Genomic DNA, 13,540 nt, shown 5'->3' on the forward strand with positions numbered 1-13,540 from the left:
CTCGACGAGCGATGCCCGAACCCGCCGCAGCGGTAGCAGTAGCCGTTCCAGCTCTTGTCCATCATGCCTCCTGCTTCTGTGCGTATTCGAGCAGCGCCAGGGCATCCGCGTGGTTGTCGTCTACGACGCGGTGGCCGCGCTGGCGCATAGCTGCCACCATGGCGTCCTTGTTAGCGTTGCCCTTCCCTGTCGCCGACTTCTTGATGACTGGCACCGGCACGCCGACCAGGCGCACGCGGTTGCGATCGGCCCATGCCTGAAGGTGGGCCTCAAAGCCTCCGTACACGTGGGCCGCCTGGACCGCGGTGTGGCGGAGCACCAACTCGTAGTAGATGGCCTGGATCTCGCCGGCGATCTGCGAGCGCTGGCCCAGCCACGCCTGAAACTTCAGCCAGCGCTGGCCAGGGCCGTCGTTACGGCGCGGCGCGAATGACTCGCTGCCGCTGTGCAGCTTCCCGTCGCGCAGGCCGAGCGCCCAGCCCGTGGTGGTGCCGATGTCGATGGCCAGGATGTTGGCGTTGCAGGTGGGCGTAGCTACTTCTGCGAGCGCGACTTCCTGTTTTTCGGCCTCAATTGCGTCCTGAGCGGCGCAGTATTCGTCAAAGGTCATGGTTGCCTCAGTCAAAGCCCCGCGAGGGCGGCTGGCGCTTCGGCACGCTCGGGTGCCAGGTGGTGTTCAGGTTCTCGAATCGGGTCTGCGCGCCGACGTAGCCGAGGGCTACGCGGCCGGACGAGCCTTGGCGGTTCAAGGCCACTTCCACCTCGCAAACGCCCTTGTCGTCGGTGTCCGGGTGGTACACCTCATCGCGGTACAGGAACATCACTACATCGGCGTCCTGTTCGATCGCGCCAGAGTCGCGCAGGTCGGAGGGCATGGGCCGCTTGTTCGGGCGCTGCTCGAGCTGGCGGTTCAGTTGCGACAGCAGGATGATCGTGATGCCGAGCTCCAGGGCAAGCGCCTTGAGGCCGCGCGTGATCTTCTCGATCTGCGCATTCCGGTTGTCGCCCTCGCCTTCCATCAGTTGCAGGTAGTCGATCACTAGGACGTGCAGCCCGGCCTTTCGCTTCACCAGCTTGGCCTTCATGCGAACGTCGAGCAGCCGCAGGCCGCCTTCATCATCCAGCCACAGGTTCAGTTCCTCCAGCATCCCGACAGCCTGCGACAAGCGGTCCCATTCGTCGGGCAGCATGTTGCGCGGATTCAGGATGTGCGGCAGAGGGATGCGCCCTACTGCGGCAATGTTCCGGTCGTGCAATTGCGACTTCGGCATTTCCTGCGACAGCACGGTCACGTGGTGCGTCCGAGAAACGTAGGCAGCGATATTCAGCGCAAAGGCCGTCTTGCCCATCTTCGGACGGGCGGCGACCACGACCAGTTCTCCCGGGCGCAGGCCACCGTTCAGCAGCCCGTCGACATCACGGAACCCGGTGGAGATGGCGAGCACGCCCTGCGTCTCCCTGGCCGACAGCACCTTGACGTGTTCGACCAGCCCTTGGCCAACGTGCGTCGGTTCCTTGCGGACTCGCGCATGAGCGATCTCTTCGAGGCGGCTGGTAGCGTGATCGACCAGCGCCGGAGCGTCGTCGGCAGAAGTGCGGGCCTCGTCGGAGATTTCCTGCCCCAGCGCCACCAGCGCGCGACGGATAGCCCGCTCACGCACGATCGCGGCGTGCCGTGCAACGCTGACCGCGCCAGGCGTGTTCTGCACCATCGTGCTCAGGTAGCTCAGGTCAGCAGCACTGTTGCCGGCGGCTTGCAAGCGCTCGTACACCGTGATCGCATCTGCCGGCTTGCCCGCGGACAGTTGGCGCTCGATCTCCGCGAAGATGGCCCGGTGATCGCCAAGCGTGAAGTGCTCGGCTCGTAGATCGCCGATGCGGTCGAAGCACTCGTTGTCACCCATCAGGGCCCCGAGCACAGCGTGTTCGGACGGGACGGCAATCAGCCGTTCCTCGGGATGCGGGTTGCGAAGCGGCGCGTTCATGCTGCCTCCCCGTTCGAGCGTCGGGCTTGTTCGCCAACCGTGGTCAAAGCGACCGAGCCGTCAGGGGCGAAGAACCACAGCTTCAGCCAGTTGCCGCGCACCGACTTGCGGTAGACGGCCCGCCAGTCCTTGTACCGCTTGGCGTCAGGGTCCGAGTATCGGGTCTTGAATTCGAGCCAGTGCAGGCGAAGGAACTCCAGCGGAATGCCAACCTTGTCGGCGTACTCGAACACTGCGTCGCCTTCGGGGATGGGCTTTTCCCCCGTCTTGCGGCATTCCTGCAGGAAGGCCGGCAGGCCAACGGCTGAGCGCTTGGGCTTGGCCGCTTTGTCCTCGACCTGGTCTTTGCCCCCCTTGGGGGTATGGGGGGATGTCTTATGGTTACTGGTGTCTGGTGTCTGGAGAGCATTGCCTTCGCTATGCGTTCGCATATCCGATTCATCATGCGATTCCGATGCGTTCGCATTGCCTTTGGATTTGCTCCAGCGTGCTTCCGCAGATGCCTTTGCCTTGCGCTGCTTCTCCGAAAACCGCTCGATTTCTGCCTGCACGCGCTTCTGCGTGTAGCCCTCTTCAGTTTTCGTGAAGAACGTTTCCAGCACAAAATCGACGGCCTTACGCTCTGTGGCGCTGGTAGCTCGCGCCAGGCGATAGACCATCTTGCGATCGAGCGAAAGCGGTCGCTCGGTCTGGTAGTACTGGTCAAGCAAACGGTTGTATGCGCCATCCTCCAGCATGGTCAGGCTGACCGTGTCGCGGATGTAGTCGCCGATATGGCGCTCGTAGTAATTCATTGCTGCGTTCCCCCAGCCGCGACAGACAGCAGCATGGTCTCCAGCACGGTCATCTCGTGCTTGGTCTCGCGGCACAGCTGCATGCGGACCTCGCGGGAGTTCGCGACGGTAATCCGGTGCAACAGTTCGTCGACGTACTTGCGTTGGGCCTGGATCGCCTGCAGTGCATCCATGGTTTGGTCTCAGTGCTTGGTGCTGTTCTGTTCTTCGAGCAGATCGTCGTAACCGACTGCCTTGAACGCCGCGGCGACGCGCGGGTCCTGCATTGCCTTGGCCAGCGCCTTGGTCAACTGGATGTCGTCTCCACCGCTCTGCTCTACCGCTTTCTGCATGACCTGCAGTGCCAGCTTGTTTGCTTCCGAATCGCTCATGCACCCCTCGCCGCCAGCACCGCTTCCATGATGGTCAAGGCCCCACGATGCATGAGGTACTGGCTGAGAATCCGGTTGCCCAGGACGCGCTCGACGTCGGCGATCTTCTCGGCTGGCAGAGAGCGGCGCGGATTGCCCTTCGTGTTGAGGGCCTCGCGCTGGAAGTAGTCGCTGACGTGCGACGGATAAAGGTCGGCTAGAGCGGCCAGAGCCTGCAGGGTCAAACCGGTCTGCGTGCGGCGCTCCCACGCCAAAGCACAGGCGTCGCGATAGGTGCTGCACGATGCAATCTCTGCATCGGACAGAAAGCGCCCTTTGCCGCTATCAAAAAAAACCTGAGACCCAGTACCGGCGCCGGTTGTCGGCTGTTCGGCTACCCGCATTTCTTGTTCTCCTGATTGGAAAAATCAATCAATTCCACAGTTGCTTCCACAGTTGGCCGCCGGGCCAAATAAAGGCGTCGATTACGACGCCTTTGGAATTCAGATGAGCCCTCGCCCTTTAAGCAGCATGTTGTTCATGCTCCCTTTCACCGCTTCGCCGTACGAACGCCCAGTCGACTTTGTCGTTGAGCTCTTCGCACGTGACTGCGCCGCCGGTTATCCGCTCGATAACCGGGCACTGTTCAGCCGAGATCGGCCGTTTGCCAGCAAGCCACTGGTGAACGAGTCCTTGAGAGACCCCCAACTGCTTCGCAAAAGCAGCCTGGCTGGTCTTCGTCTTGTCGAGGTAGTCGGCGAGGTTCATAAGCGAAATACTAGCATCGCTTATGATAATGTCAACAGCTATGCTGGTTGATCAAATAAATAGCGTTGCTACACTCGCGCCCATGAATCGACCATCGACCACACTCGAGCCATGGCAAATCGAAGACGCTGAGCGTCTCAAGGCACTTTTTTCCGAGAAAAAGGGAAAGATGAGCCAGGAAGAGTTCGGGGTCCGCTTTGACATCGGGCGCCAATCGATGGTCTGGCAGTACCTCAATGGACGGCGTCCGCTTAACATCAAAGCAGTCACGAACTTCGCCCACGGGCTGGGCGTAAGTATTGAGTCCATCAGCCCGCGACTGGCAGCCGAGATTCGCCGTGCGTCAGCTGCAGTGCAGGAGCACATCCCCTCTCCGCCGGCAACTGCGGGGGCGATCACCACACCCGAGGAGCGACTCAGTTTGGTGATGGCCGAGCAGCGGTTGGATGTTCCGTCCCTCGCATCGCTCCTCGGCGTTGAATCAGCGGTAATCCGGTCATGGCTAGAGGCCGGCGCCTCCAAGATTCCCCTGCACCATGCGGTGAAGCTCCAGGAAGCGTATAGCTACAGCCCAAAATGGCTGATCACTGGAGCCGGCGACGCAAAGTTGACCGGTGCGATCGAGCCAGAGCTGGACGAACCCAGCCTACCCTTTGACACCTTTCCAATCCCGCAGGACGCCTTCAGGCGAATCCCGGTTAGAGGCATGGCACAGTTAGGAGACAACGGGCATTTTGTCGACGTGGAGTATCCAGTCGGCCATGGTGACGGATATGTGACCTTCCCGACCAAGGATCCGGACGCGTATGCCCTGCGCTGCAACGGAGAATCGATGCGACCACGAGTCAAGCACAATGAGTTCGTGGTCGTGGAACCTGGAACTCAGATCCAGAATGGCGACGAGGTGCTGGTCAAATCTCAAGACGGACGCGTGATGGTCAAGGAACTGGCGTATGTGCGCGACGGGATCGTTCATCTCTCTTCTGTGAACGAGAAGCACGGAATGCTGCGGATTCCACAAGAGCAGATCGAACGGATGCACTTTGTTGCCGGCATAGTCAAGCGATCGGCCTGGCGGCCTGACTAGCCATGACAGGTATCCTCGCAACACTTCCGCGCCGCCTTGCGCAGTTATCCCTAGTCGCACTTGCAAGCTGTGTGCTACTTGCCTGCAGCCCGAGCAATGATTCGGTTGCACAGGATGTGAAGACCGTGTTTCAACGCCGGCTAGACGGTCAGCCGGAGTTAAAAGACTTACATCTGATCGTGGAACGTGTTGACGTCATCCACGAATCAGGAAATAAGTACAAGGGCATGGCCACGATTGGCATGAACGGAGAAGTACATCAAGTCCCGTTGAACATCATGGCCGACGGCGACAAAGTGATGTATGAGGTGACAGCGGGAGGAATGGATTTCATTGCCCAAGAGGTGATGAAACGGGCGCTCAGTAAAGCAATTCCTTCGCTCTCCCCGCCCTCAGAAATTCCACAATCCGCTGAAGCTGGACCAGCGATCCCTGCTGAAATCAAAGTACTCACTGACCGCTCAGACGAGTTGAACGACCTATGCCGTGGAAAGCCCGGCGACGACCCGGCCGGTATGAAGGCCTGCGCAGATCGTGACGAGGTAGGGAAACTCATCGCTGCAAAGGGTTGGTGCTGGGGTCATAAAAATGATGCCGGCTACGAACGACGGTGGGTTAAATGCGAAGAAGGCGACAACTGAAGCACTCCTAGACACGCCCGCCGGTTCAATATCAAGCCCGCCACGAGCGGGCTTTTTTGCGACAATGCCTATCACTACAAGCATAGCTATTTAAATATTCAATGACAGACAAACAGCATTGCTGTTGAGTAATTCAAACAGCGTTGCTAGTATTCACTCCATCAACTCACCGATGGAGTCGCAGATGCCAGCCGGCCTCCCCCACGCAGCCGCTTACCAGATCGCCCAAGAAGCCAGGCAACGAACTGGCGGAAGCCTGCGCCATATCGCGCGCACCTTCCGCAAACAAGCCGTCCGCGCTGACCAGCGTACGGCCGTCGTGCTGTCCGATGGACTGTTCTGGTCCGTCGTCGGCGAGTTCACCACCCCGGCCCCCAGCCTGACTCCCGCATTCATTGCGTCCGACATCGCCCTCGTCTACGAGGACGGGAACGTGTCGTCATCGCTGATCGACAGCCTGGCAGGCGGCTTTGTCGCCCACCTCGAGCTGCTGGCGTCCTACGCCCTAGACAGCCGGGAGGCCGCATGACTACGGCCAACGATAACCGCTCGTACGGAACGGCCGGCGAGAAGGCGTTCCTCGAGCGCCTCGCCGCCAGCAAGGATGCGGCCACCCTGCTCTCCAACTACATCGCCGCGGCAGAGCGCCGTGTGGCGTGGGGATCGATCGCGAAGACCGAAGTCCTGCTGTACGCGGAACTGCTGCTGGGTAACGCTCAGGCTGCTGCCGGCACGGCGCAACGGATCGCGAGGGCGGCATGAGCATGACCACGGACCAGGCTTGCATCCGCCAAGCGGTGCTTGAGAACCGGAACGCCGAATTGCTTCGCGAGCTGCAGCACGCGCATCAGATCATCCAGAACGGCCTGCATCTGATGTCCGTCACACAAAAGTCCGTCTGGGCTGAGCGCAACGCCAAGGATGGCGTCGACGGCGAGGGCACTACGCGATATCACGAGCGCGCCGCTGTGATCTCGAAAGCCACGGGAGCGCAATCGTGAACCGCGACTTCTTCCTGATCGCACTGGCCATCTGCGTCGCACCACCGCTGGTCGTGCTCTCGGCCGCTGTCATCTGCATGGCGGTGTCGCAATGAGCCCCGACGCCGTCTCCCGGAATAACCGCTGGCTGACTACCGCCTTCTGGCTGGCTGTCGGATATGCCCTGGTCGTCATCGCAAACGAGGTGCTGGCATGACCTATGACCCCGCTTCGAATCAGTTGCTCGCCATCGCCAAGCGTAAGCGCGCGATCGAGTACGCCTGTGCGGCCGGATTCTGCATCGCTGCACCCGTCGTCTGGTACGTCGCCGTCGCCGTACGCGCCGGCGCCCTGTTCTGACCCATTCCACATTGAGACCACCATGGAACAAACCACGCCCGCGATCGACATGCAAGAAGTCGACTCATCGCAGATCCACAGCATTGGCCACGACGCCGAGAGCGGCACGCTAGCTATCCGCTTTCGTGATCGGCGCTCGAACCTGCCGACGTCGCTCTATCACTACAGCAACTTCCCAGCCGCCGACTTCGAGGCGTTCCGCGACGCCGAGTCGAAGGGGTCTCACTTCGGCAAACACATCAAGCCGTACGACAAGAAGTACCCGTACGTGAAGGTCGACGCCGCGCCTGCCGTCTGAACCACATCCATCACCAGGAGATTCGCACCATGTCCACTGCCATCGCCGTGCGCAACGAGTTCGGCGCCCAGCAATCCACACACGCACTCGTCGAGACAGCCTCGACGGCCGTCGCCGCGCAAGCGAAGGCGATGGTCGAAGCCCGCTACATCATGGCCATGCAGCGCCCGCGCAACTGGGATGCTGTTCGCCAAACGCTACTACGCGAGTGCCGCCGCCCATCGTTCGCACACAACAAGAGCGCCTACTACCGCAAGCCTATCGGTCAGGGCGTGGAAGGCCTCGGAATTCGCTTCGTTGAAGTGGCGCTACGCTGCATGACCAACGTGCTCGTCGAGACCACGATGATCTTCGAGGACGAGAGCAAGGAAGTGCACCGCGTGTCGGTAACCGACCTCGAGTCGAATCTGACCTATCCGCTCGACGTTCGCGTTTCGAAGACGGTCGAGCGCTCAAAGCCGATGGACGACGGCAGTTTCCTGTCGGTACGCAAGAACAGCTACGGCAAGGACGTCTACACCGTGCCGGCGAACGACGACGACCTGCTCAACAAACGCGCGGCTCAGATATCGAAAGCGATCCGCACGCTGGGCCTGCGCATCATCCCCGGTGATATGCAGGACGAAGCCGAGGACATTATCAAGAGCGTGCGCATGGACGAGGCCGCGCGAGATCCCGACGCAGAGCGCAAAAAGGTTGCCGACGCATTCGCGGGCATCGGCGTGAAAGTGGCCGATTTGGTTGCATACCTTGGCCACTCGCTCGACAACTGTTCGCCGGCTGAACTCGTGGATCTGCGAGGCATCTACGGTGCCATCAAGGATGGCGAGGCCACGTGGAAGTCCGTCATGGACAACAAGGCCGAGCAGTCAGGCACGGCCGCCGCCGGATCCGAATCTAGCCAGAGCAAGGCCGAGCCCAAGCAGAAGCCGAACTGCTCCGACGAGTCCTTCACGAAGAAGGCACCAGGCTGGAGAAAGCAGATCGAGTCTGGCTCGAAGACCGTCAACGACCTGATCGCCATGATCGAAACCAAGGAATCGCTTACAGACGATCAGAAGATGGAAATCGCTGGCTGGGCGACGCCAGCTGCTACGCAAGGTGACCAAGAATGAAAATCATCAATCTGATCCAGGGATCGCCGGAATGGCTGCAGTTCCGCCAGCAGTATCACGGCGCATCCGAAGCAGCCGCGATGCTCGGCCTGTCGCCGAACATGAAGCGCACTGAGCTGCTGCGAATCAAGAAGACCGGCACGCCGAAGGAATTCAGTGAATGGGTGCAGGAGCACGTGCTCGACTACGGTCACGAGGTAGAGGCATTGGCACGCCCGCTGGTCGAGGAAGACCTCAGAGAGGACCTGTACCCGGTAACCTGCCGCGATGACAGGGGCTGGCTGTCGTCGTCGCTCGACGGGCTGACGATGGATGAGGCTATTGCCTTCGAACACAAGCAGTGGAACGAGGACCTGGCGCTAGCCGTCGAGAACGGCAACGTTCCGGACAGCCATATGCCACAGTGCCAGCAGATCCTCATGGTGACCGGCGCCGAGCGCGTGCGCTTTACGGTGTCCAACGGCACACGTGACCGTTTCGTCTGGGTGGATGTCTTTCCCGACGAAGGATGGTTTGACCGCATCATCGCCGGCTGGAAGCAGTTCGACAAAGACCTGGCCGACTACGAGCCGCAGCCGCTGGAGATAAAACCGGCCGGCCGCACGCCGGAGACTCTGCCAGCACTACTGGTCGAGGTAACGGGCCAGGTCACGGCCAGCAACCTGATCGAGTTCCGCGACCACGCCATCGCCGTGTTTCGCGGCATCAACCGCGAGCTGTCGACCGACCAGGATTTCGCCGACGCCGAGAAGACCGTGAAATGGTGCGGCGAGGTCGAGAGCAAGCTGGCAGCGGCCAAGCAGCACGCCCTGTCGCAGACGGCCAGCATCGACGAACTGTTCCGGACGATCGACGATATCAGCGCCGAGGCCCGCCGCGTGCGCCTCGACCTCGACAAGCTGGTCACCCAGCGCAAGACCGAGGTGAAGGAAGCCATCATCCGTGGTGGCCGTGAAGCCTATACAAAGCACATCCAGTCGCTGAAGGTGGAGACCGGCGGCGCCTGGGTGGATCTGGGCACGCCGGACTTTGCTGGCGCGGCCAAGGGCAAGCGCTCGGTTGCGAGCATTCAGGATGCCGTCGACACGCTGCTGGCCAACTCCAAGATCGGGGCCGACGCCTCCGCGAAACGGATCCGCGAGAACATCGCCTACCTCGACAAGGCGATCGCCGGTTACGAGTTCCTGTTTGCCGACCGCACGGGCCTAGCCGCGAAGCAACTGGATGACCTGCGCTTGGTCGTCGAGTCCCGGATCGACAAACACAAGGCCGACGAGCAGCGCCGACAGGACGCCGAGCGCGAGCGCATCCGTCGCGAAGAGCAACAGAAGCTCGAGCGCGAAGCGGCCCAGCGGGCAGCGGCGAATACGCCAGCACCGGCACCAGCTGCCACGCCAGTTCCCCAACCGGCTCCCACTCGCCCGCTGGCCGCCGCGCCCGTCACCCGCATCGACAACCGCCCTCGCCAGACCCAGCGCCCGGCAGACGCCGAGATCGTCGCCGCTCTCGTCAGCCACTTCGAGGCCACCGAGGCCGAAGTGATCAGCTGGCTGTGCGAGCTCGATTTCTCGACCTTCGACCACGCCGCTTAATCACCCATCCACCACCGGAGCCACGGAATGCTCGAACTCGATAACCAGATGGTCAAGATCATGCACGTCAACGCCCGCAACGAGCGGCACGGGGACGAGTCTGTGCTGGCCGTTGACCTTCGCCTCCAGGCGCGCCTGTCGAACGACGCGCTGTCGATGTTCTCGCCGACGCTGAAATCCAGCTTCTATCACAAGGACGACTCGGTGCAGGGTGACCTGGTCAAGGACAAGAACCACTTGCCCAACCTGAAGAACCCGAAACTTGGGCCGGTGAAATGGGATGGTTCCTGGGAACACCAGCTCCTGCGCGTCCTGCACAAGGTGCGCAAGGAAGACGACATCGTTCTCGACGACTGCAAGGTGGCCAAGATGGCCTTCGACATGCAGGAAGGCGGCACGGTGTTCATCAACTTCCGCGTGCAGGCGCATCCGGACGAAAAGGACACGGCTCGCCTGCTGCAGCTGCTCGGTCAAGAAGTGCACATGAGCCTGAGCATTGACGAAGACGCTCAGGAAAGCGTCGAAGAGTGATCAACGGGGCGAATGCGGGATGCTGACCCGCAAGCGACTAGGAAGCGCGGATACGGCCAAGGCGAGGCATCGCTCACGGCAGAGGTGGCCCACCAATAGGGCATGCAACAGGTATCCGGGGCGGCAAGAGATCGGGCACGTAGTTCTCGCCGAGAGCCCGACCCCATCGCAGTCCACACCGCGCGGCAGCATACCGAGATCAGCTCCGGCCGCCCCACCCTACTACGAGCACATGATGACCTGGCCATTCGGAACCACCGTCAGCCGCGCACGCTCGCGCATCGACGACGACCTGATCGATCTTGGCAAGGACGCTGACCGCCTGAAGCGTGAGAACGCGACGCTGCGCGGCCAAGTTGCCGAACTGGAGCGCCGCCTTCGCGAAGCGAACGTTGCGCGCGATGACCTTCGCCAGGCCCATGCCGTGGCCAGCGCTGAAGCCTTGCAACTGCGCGGCCTACTTCAAACGCTGATCGAAAGCGCACGGAAGCATCCCCACTGGCCACTGCTGCGCTGGGTGCGCTTCGGCCCGATGGCCAGCGCGATCGAACAATTCAAGAACAGGAAGCTGTGATGACCGACACCACCAATGCGGTGAATAGCTCGCCAATCGCCGCAGAGCTTGCGGTGAATACCGAGCGAGCCCAGATCATCGCCCGCGCAGTCGCGGCGCACGGCCGGAAGTGGCCCGAGCATCTGACGTCCGGCGTCATGTTCTACGTGGGAGAGCGGATCACGCGGGCCGAGTTCCTAGCGGAGGTGCGCGCATGATCCGCGCGATCGATCTCTTCGCCGGTGCCGGCGGCTTCTCGACCGGCGCGCAGATGGCAGGCGTCAACGTGGTCTGGGCTAGCAACCACTGGCCGGTGGCCGTCGAGACGCACGCCGCGAACCACCCTGAGACGCAGCACGTCTGTCAGGACCTGCACCAGGCAGACTGGACGAAGGTGCCGGCCCACGACATCCTCCTGGCCTCGCCCTGCTGCCAGGGTCATAGCAAGGCACGCGGCAAGTCCGCCAACAACCCGCAGCACGACGCCAGCCGGTCGACGGCCTGGGCGGTGGTGTCCGCGCTCGAATACCACCGGCCGGCATTCGGCGTGGTCGAGAACGTGCCCGAGTTCGTTCAGTGGAAGCTGTATCCGGCATGGCGGCTGGCGCTACAGGCGCTGGGCTACCAAGTGGCTCCGCACATCGTCGACGCGGCTGACCACGGTGTACCGCAGCACCGCGAGCGACTTTATCTGGTGCTGAGCCGCAGCGAGCGACCGATGATGCTTCAGTTGCCCCAGCGCACGCACGTACCGGCGGCGGACATCATCGACTTCGGCGCCGGCAGTTGGTCCCCGATCGAGAAGCCTGGCCGCGCCGCCGCGACGCTGGGCAGGATTGCCAACGGGCGGCGCGCCCATGGCGATCGCTTCCTGACCGCCTACTACGGCAACGAGGCCGGCGGCCGATCGCTGGCGCGCCCACTGGGCACCATCACCACGCGCGACCGGTATGCCGTGATCGACGGGAACCGTATGCGCATGCTCCGCGCCGACGAGTGCCGCGCTGCGATGGGCTTCCCCATTGACTACCAATTGCCGCAGCAACACCGAACCGCCGTGCACCTGCTGGGCAACGCTGTCTGCCCGCCGGTGGCGCGTGACGTGATCACTGCGATTCTGGAGGCGGCATGAAGCTCGATCACTGCTACCAAGGCGACTGCCGCGCCGTCATGCGGTCACTGATCGCGGACGGCGTGCGCGTACAGTGCATCGTGACCAGCCCTCCGTATTGGGGCCTTCGCGACTACGGTGTCGATGGCCAACTCGGGCTGGAACCGACGCTACGGGAGTTCCTGAACAACATGGTCGAGGTGTTCGACCTCTGCCGCGAGCTGCTGACAGACGATGGCACGCTGTGGCTGAACATGGGCGACGCCTACGCCGGATCGTGGGGCGCGCAGGGCAGGCCTCAAGGGCCAGGCCAGATGACCGGCCGCAGTGTGGGCAGTGCGCGCCAGATCGGCGCCAGCCCGCGCTTCGGATCCGGCACCGGCACGCGCGGGCGGGAGCTTGGCCTGAAGCCGAAAGACCTGATGGGCCAGCCTTGGCGCCTCGCCTTCGCGCTGCAGGACGCCGGCTGGTATCTCCGCCAAGACATCATCTGGCACAAGCCGAACCCCATGCCGGAGAGCGTGCGCGATCGCTGCACCAAGGCGCATGAGTACCTGTTCCTGCTGACGAAGAGCGATCGGTATCACTTCGATCAGGATGCGATTCGCACACCATTCAGCCCGGAAACGAAGGCTCAGAGCTTCGATACGATGGACTACAAGGCGCGTGACAAGTACCGCGGGCCCGGCAATGTTCGCCCACCGAAGGGCCAAGCGGAGTACGAGGCAGGTGCTGTCGAGCATCGGACCAAGGCCGGTCTGCTGGCGTACGCCGAGAAGGTACGCGAAGCGGGCGGAATGCCCAGCGGAGGCGCGAATCGTCGCTCCGTCTGGACAGTGCCAACAGGCGCATATCCCGGCGCACACTTCGCAACCTTCCCGGAAGCGTTGGTCGAGCCCTGCGTGCTCGCCGGCAGCCGTCCGGGTGACGTCGTCTTCGACCCGTTCATGGGCTCCGGCACGGTGGCCAGCGTCGCGCAGCGGCTCGGTCGCCGCTGGCTCGGCGCCGAACTCAACCCCGAATACATCGCCCTGCAGGCGGCGCGCACGCGCCAGCCGGGGCTGGTGCTGGAGACAACATCGTGACGGTCTACGTTGACGACATGGCCGCACCCTATCGCGGAATGATCATGTTCCACATGGTGGCCGACACCAAGGCGGAACTGATCGACATGGCCCTGAATATCGGCGTGCACCCGAAGCACATCCAGAAGGAGGGCACGTATCAGGAGCACTTCGACATCTGCAAAGCGAAGCGCGCCGAGGCGATCCGCCATGGCGCCGTCGAGATCGACCGCGCCGGACTAGCCACGATTCTGAAACAGCGCCGCACGGAGCAGCGCGCCCGCGCCACAGAGGGGGCGAGCAATGGCTGA

22 protein-coding genes are annotated in these 13,540 nt (G+C 62.4%); 15 read left to right on the top strand and 7 right to left on the bottom strand.

The window, feature by feature from the left end:
• Positions 1-61 precede the first annotated feature (61 nt).
• From K6G35_RS10610 to K6G35_RS10640, 7 genes are all read right to left on the bottom strand, one after another.
• Complete coding sequence (locus tag K6G35_RS10610; RefSeq protein WP_495675679.1) at positions 62-610, bottom strand: hypothetical protein; 549 nt, start codon at positions 608-610, stop codon at positions 62-64.
• A gap of 7 nt (positions 611-617) precedes the next feature.
• Positions 618-1,985: a replicative DNA helicase gene (gene dnaB / locus K6G35_RS10615; RefSeq protein ID WP_495675680.1), complete on the bottom strand. Its 1,368-nt coding sequence runs from the start codon at positions 1,983-1,985 to the stop codon at positions 618-620.
• Positions 1,982-2,779: a YdaU family protein gene (locus tag K6G35_RS10620; protein ID WP_495675681.1), complete on the bottom strand. Its 798-nt coding sequence runs from the start codon at positions 2,777-2,779 to the stop codon at positions 1,982-1,984. Before K6G35_RS10620 ends, dnaB begins: the two co-directional genes overlap by 4 nt.
• Positions 2,776-2,952, bottom strand: a complete 177-nt coding sequence (locus tag K6G35_RS10625) for a hypothetical protein (RefSeq protein ID WP_495675682.1) — start codon at positions 2,950-2,952, stop codon at positions 2,776-2,778. Before K6G35_RS10625 ends, K6G35_RS10620 begins: the two co-directional genes overlap by 4 nt.
• Before the next feature lie 9 nt (positions 2,953-2,961).
• Positions 2,962-3,150: a hypothetical protein gene (locus tag K6G35_RS10630; protein ID WP_495675683.1), complete on the bottom strand. Its 189-nt coding sequence runs from the start codon at positions 3,148-3,150 to the stop codon at positions 2,962-2,964.
• Positions 3,147-3,533 carry an XRE family transcriptional regulator gene (locus K6G35_RS10635; protein WP_495675684.1) on the bottom strand — a complete coding sequence of 129 codons (387 nt, stop codon included), beginning with the start codon at positions 3,531-3,533 and terminating at the stop codon, positions 3,147-3,149. Before K6G35_RS10635 ends, K6G35_RS10630 begins: the two co-directional genes overlap by 4 nt.
• 118 nt (positions 3,534-3,651) lie before the next feature.
• Positions 3,652-3,897, bottom strand: a complete 246-nt coding sequence (locus tag K6G35_RS10640; protein ID WP_495675685.1) for a transcriptional regulator — start codon at positions 3,895-3,897, stop codon at positions 3,652-3,654.
• A 40-nt stretch (positions 3,898-3,937) separates the two neighbouring features.
• Here K6G35_RS10640 and K6G35_RS10645 point away from each other — a divergent pair, with 40 nt between their 5' ends.
• From K6G35_RS10645 to K6G35_RS10715, 15 genes are all read left to right on the top strand, one after another.
• Complete coding sequence (locus K6G35_RS10645) at positions 3,938-4,984, top strand: LexA family transcriptional regulator (RefSeq protein WP_495675686.1); 1,047 nt, start codon at positions 3,938-3,940, stop codon at positions 4,982-4,984.
• 2 nt (positions 4,985-4,986) lie between these two features.
• Positions 4,987-5,625 (top strand): hypothetical protein, encoded by a 639-nt coding sequence (locus K6G35_RS10650; RefSeq protein ID WP_495675687.1) that lies wholly within the window; start codon positions 4,987-4,989, stop codon positions 5,623-5,625.
• Positions 5,626-5,809: 184 nt separating this feature from the next.
• A complete protein-coding gene (locus tag K6G35_RS10655) occupies positions 5,810-6,154 on the top strand; it encodes a hypothetical protein (RefSeq protein WP_495675688.1) in 345 nt (114 codons plus the stop codon).
• Positions 6,151-6,387 (top strand): hypothetical protein, encoded by a 237-nt coding sequence (locus K6G35_RS10660; protein ID WP_495675689.1) that lies wholly within the window; start codon positions 6,151-6,153, stop codon positions 6,385-6,387. The genes K6G35_RS10655 and K6G35_RS10660 overlap by 4 nt, the downstream gene beginning before the upstream one ends.
• Positions 6,384-6,626: a hypothetical protein gene (locus tag K6G35_RS10665; RefSeq protein WP_495675690.1), complete on the top strand. Its 243-nt coding sequence runs from the start codon at positions 6,384-6,386 to the stop codon at positions 6,624-6,626. Before K6G35_RS10660 ends, K6G35_RS10665 begins: the two co-directional genes overlap by 4 nt.
• 192 nt (positions 6,627-6,818) lie before the next feature.
• Positions 6,819-6,965, top strand: coding sequence for a hypothetical protein (locus K6G35_RS10670; RefSeq protein WP_495675691.1), 147 nt, complete (start codon positions 6,819-6,821; stop codon positions 6,963-6,965).
• Between the two features lie 22 nt (positions 6,966-6,987).
• Positions 6,988-7,263: a KTSC domain-containing protein gene (locus K6G35_RS10675; protein ID WP_495675692.1), complete on the top strand. Its 276-nt coding sequence runs from the start codon at positions 6,988-6,990 to the stop codon at positions 7,261-7,263.
• Between the two features lie 29 nt (positions 7,264-7,292).
• On the top strand, positions 7,293-8,378 hold the full coding sequence (locus K6G35_RS10680; protein WP_495675693.1) for a hypothetical protein: 1,086 nt from the start codon (positions 7,293-7,295) through the stop codon (positions 8,376-8,378).
• Positions 8,375-9,970: a YqaJ viral recombinase family protein gene (locus K6G35_RS10685; protein ID WP_495675694.1), complete on the top strand. Its 1,596-nt coding sequence runs from the start codon at positions 8,375-8,377 to the stop codon at positions 9,968-9,970. Before K6G35_RS10680 ends, K6G35_RS10685 begins: the two co-directional genes overlap by 4 nt.
• A gap of 27 nt (positions 9,971-9,997) precedes the next feature.
• Positions 9,998-10,501: a hypothetical protein gene (locus K6G35_RS10690; protein ID WP_495675695.1), complete on the top strand. Its 504-nt coding sequence runs from the start codon at positions 9,998-10,000 to the stop codon at positions 10,499-10,501.
• Positions 10,502-10,733: 232 nt separating this feature from the next.
• Positions 10,734-11,075: a hypothetical protein gene (locus K6G35_RS10695; RefSeq protein ID WP_495675696.1), complete on the top strand. Its 342-nt coding sequence runs from the start codon at positions 10,734-10,736 to the stop codon at positions 11,073-11,075.
• The gene (locus tag K6G35_RS10700) at positions 11,075-11,272 is read left to right on the top strand and encodes a hypothetical protein (protein ID WP_495675697.1); all 198 of its coding nucleotides are present in this window, start codon (positions 11,075-11,077) and stop codon (positions 11,270-11,272) included. The genes K6G35_RS10695 and K6G35_RS10700 overlap by 1 nt, the downstream gene beginning before the upstream one ends.
• Positions 11,269-12,186, top strand: coding sequence for a DNA cytosine methyltransferase (locus K6G35_RS10705; RefSeq protein ID WP_495675698.1), 918 nt, complete (start codon positions 11,269-11,271; stop codon positions 12,184-12,186). The genes K6G35_RS10700 and K6G35_RS10705 overlap by 4 nt, the downstream gene beginning before the upstream one ends.
• Positions 12,183-13,250, top strand: coding sequence for a DNA-methyltransferase (locus K6G35_RS10710; protein ID WP_495675699.1), 1,068 nt, complete (start codon positions 12,183-12,185; stop codon positions 13,248-13,250). Before K6G35_RS10705 ends, K6G35_RS10710 begins: the two co-directional genes overlap by 4 nt.
• Positions 13,247-13,540 carry a DUF4031 domain-containing protein gene (locus K6G35_RS10715; RefSeq protein ID WP_495675700.1) on the top strand — a complete coding sequence of 98 codons (294 nt, stop codon included), beginning with the start codon at positions 13,247-13,249 and terminating at the stop codon, positions 13,538-13,540. Before K6G35_RS10710 ends, K6G35_RS10715 begins: the two co-directional genes overlap by 4 nt.

It is taken from the genome of Cupriavidus sp. HY129, from assembly GCF_059492215.1.

Bases quoted from the DNA above. Each gene is read 5' to 3' on its own strand.
- K6G35_RS10610 (WP_495675679.1), bottom strand. From the start codon at position 610: ATGACCTTTGACGAATACTGCGCCGCTCAGGACGCAATTGAGGCCGAA.
- dnaB (WP_495675680.1), bottom strand. From the start codon at position 1,985: ATGAACGCGCCGCTTCGCAACCCGCATCCCGAGGAACGGCTGATTGCC.
- K6G35_RS10620 (WP_495675681.1), bottom strand. From the start codon at position 2,779: ATGAATTACTACGAGCGCCATATCGGCGACTACATCCGCGACACGGTC.
- K6G35_RS10625 (WP_495675682.1), bottom strand. From the start codon at position 2,952: ATGGATGCACTGCAGGCGATCCAGGCCCAACGCAAGTACGTCGACGAA.
- K6G35_RS10630 (WP_495675683.1), bottom strand. From the start codon at position 3,150: ATGAGCGATTCGGAAGCAAACAAGCTGGCACTGCAGGTCATGCAGAAA.
- K6G35_RS10635 (WP_495675684.1), bottom strand. From the start codon at position 3,533: ATGCGGGTAGCCGAACAGCCGACAACCGGCGCCGGTACTGGGTCTCAG.
- K6G35_RS10640 (WP_495675685.1), bottom strand. From the start codon at position 3,897: ATGAACCTCGCCGACTACCTCGACAAGACGAAGACCAGCCAGGCTGCT.
- K6G35_RS10645 (WP_495675686.1), top strand. From the start codon at position 3,938: ATGCTGGTTGATCAAATAAATAGCGTTGCTACACTCGCGCCCATGAAT.
- K6G35_RS10650 (WP_495675687.1), top strand. From the start codon at position 4,987: ATGACAGGTATCCTCGCAACACTTCCGCGCCGCCTTGCGCAGTTATCC.
- K6G35_RS10655 (WP_495675688.1), top strand. From the start codon at position 5,810: ATGCCAGCCGGCCTCCCCCACGCAGCCGCTTACCAGATCGCCCAAGAA.
- K6G35_RS10660 (WP_495675689.1), top strand. From the start codon at position 6,151: ATGACTACGGCCAACGATAACCGCTCGTACGGAACGGCCGGCGAGAAG.
- K6G35_RS10665 (WP_495675690.1), top strand. From the start codon at position 6,384: ATGAGCATGACCACGGACCAGGCTTGCATCCGCCAAGCGGTGCTTGAG.
- K6G35_RS10670 (WP_495675691.1), top strand. From the start codon at position 6,819: ATGACCTATGACCCCGCTTCGAATCAGTTGCTCGCCATCGCCAAGCGT.
- K6G35_RS10675 (WP_495675692.1), top strand. From the start codon at position 6,988: ATGGAACAAACCACGCCCGCGATCGACATGCAAGAAGTCGACTCATCG.
- K6G35_RS10680 (WP_495675693.1), top strand. From the start codon at position 7,293: ATGTCCACTGCCATCGCCGTGCGCAACGAGTTCGGCGCCCAGCAATCC.
- K6G35_RS10685 (WP_495675694.1), top strand. From the start codon at position 8,375: ATGAAAATCATCAATCTGATCCAGGGATCGCCGGAATGGCTGCAGTTC.
- K6G35_RS10690 (WP_495675695.1), top strand. From the start codon at position 9,998: ATGCTCGAACTCGATAACCAGATGGTCAAGATCATGCACGTCAACGCC.
- K6G35_RS10695 (WP_495675696.1), top strand. From the start codon at position 10,734: ATGATGACCTGGCCATTCGGAACCACCGTCAGCCGCGCACGCTCGCGC.
- K6G35_RS10700 (WP_495675697.1), top strand. From the start codon at position 11,075: ATGACCGACACCACCAATGCGGTGAATAGCTCGCCAATCGCCGCAGAG.
- K6G35_RS10705 (WP_495675698.1), top strand. From the start codon at position 11,269: ATGATCCGCGCGATCGATCTCTTCGCCGGTGCCGGCGGCTTCTCGACC.
- K6G35_RS10710 (WP_495675699.1), top strand. From the start codon at position 12,183: ATGAAGCTCGATCACTGCTACCAAGGCGACTGCCGCGCCGTCATGCGG.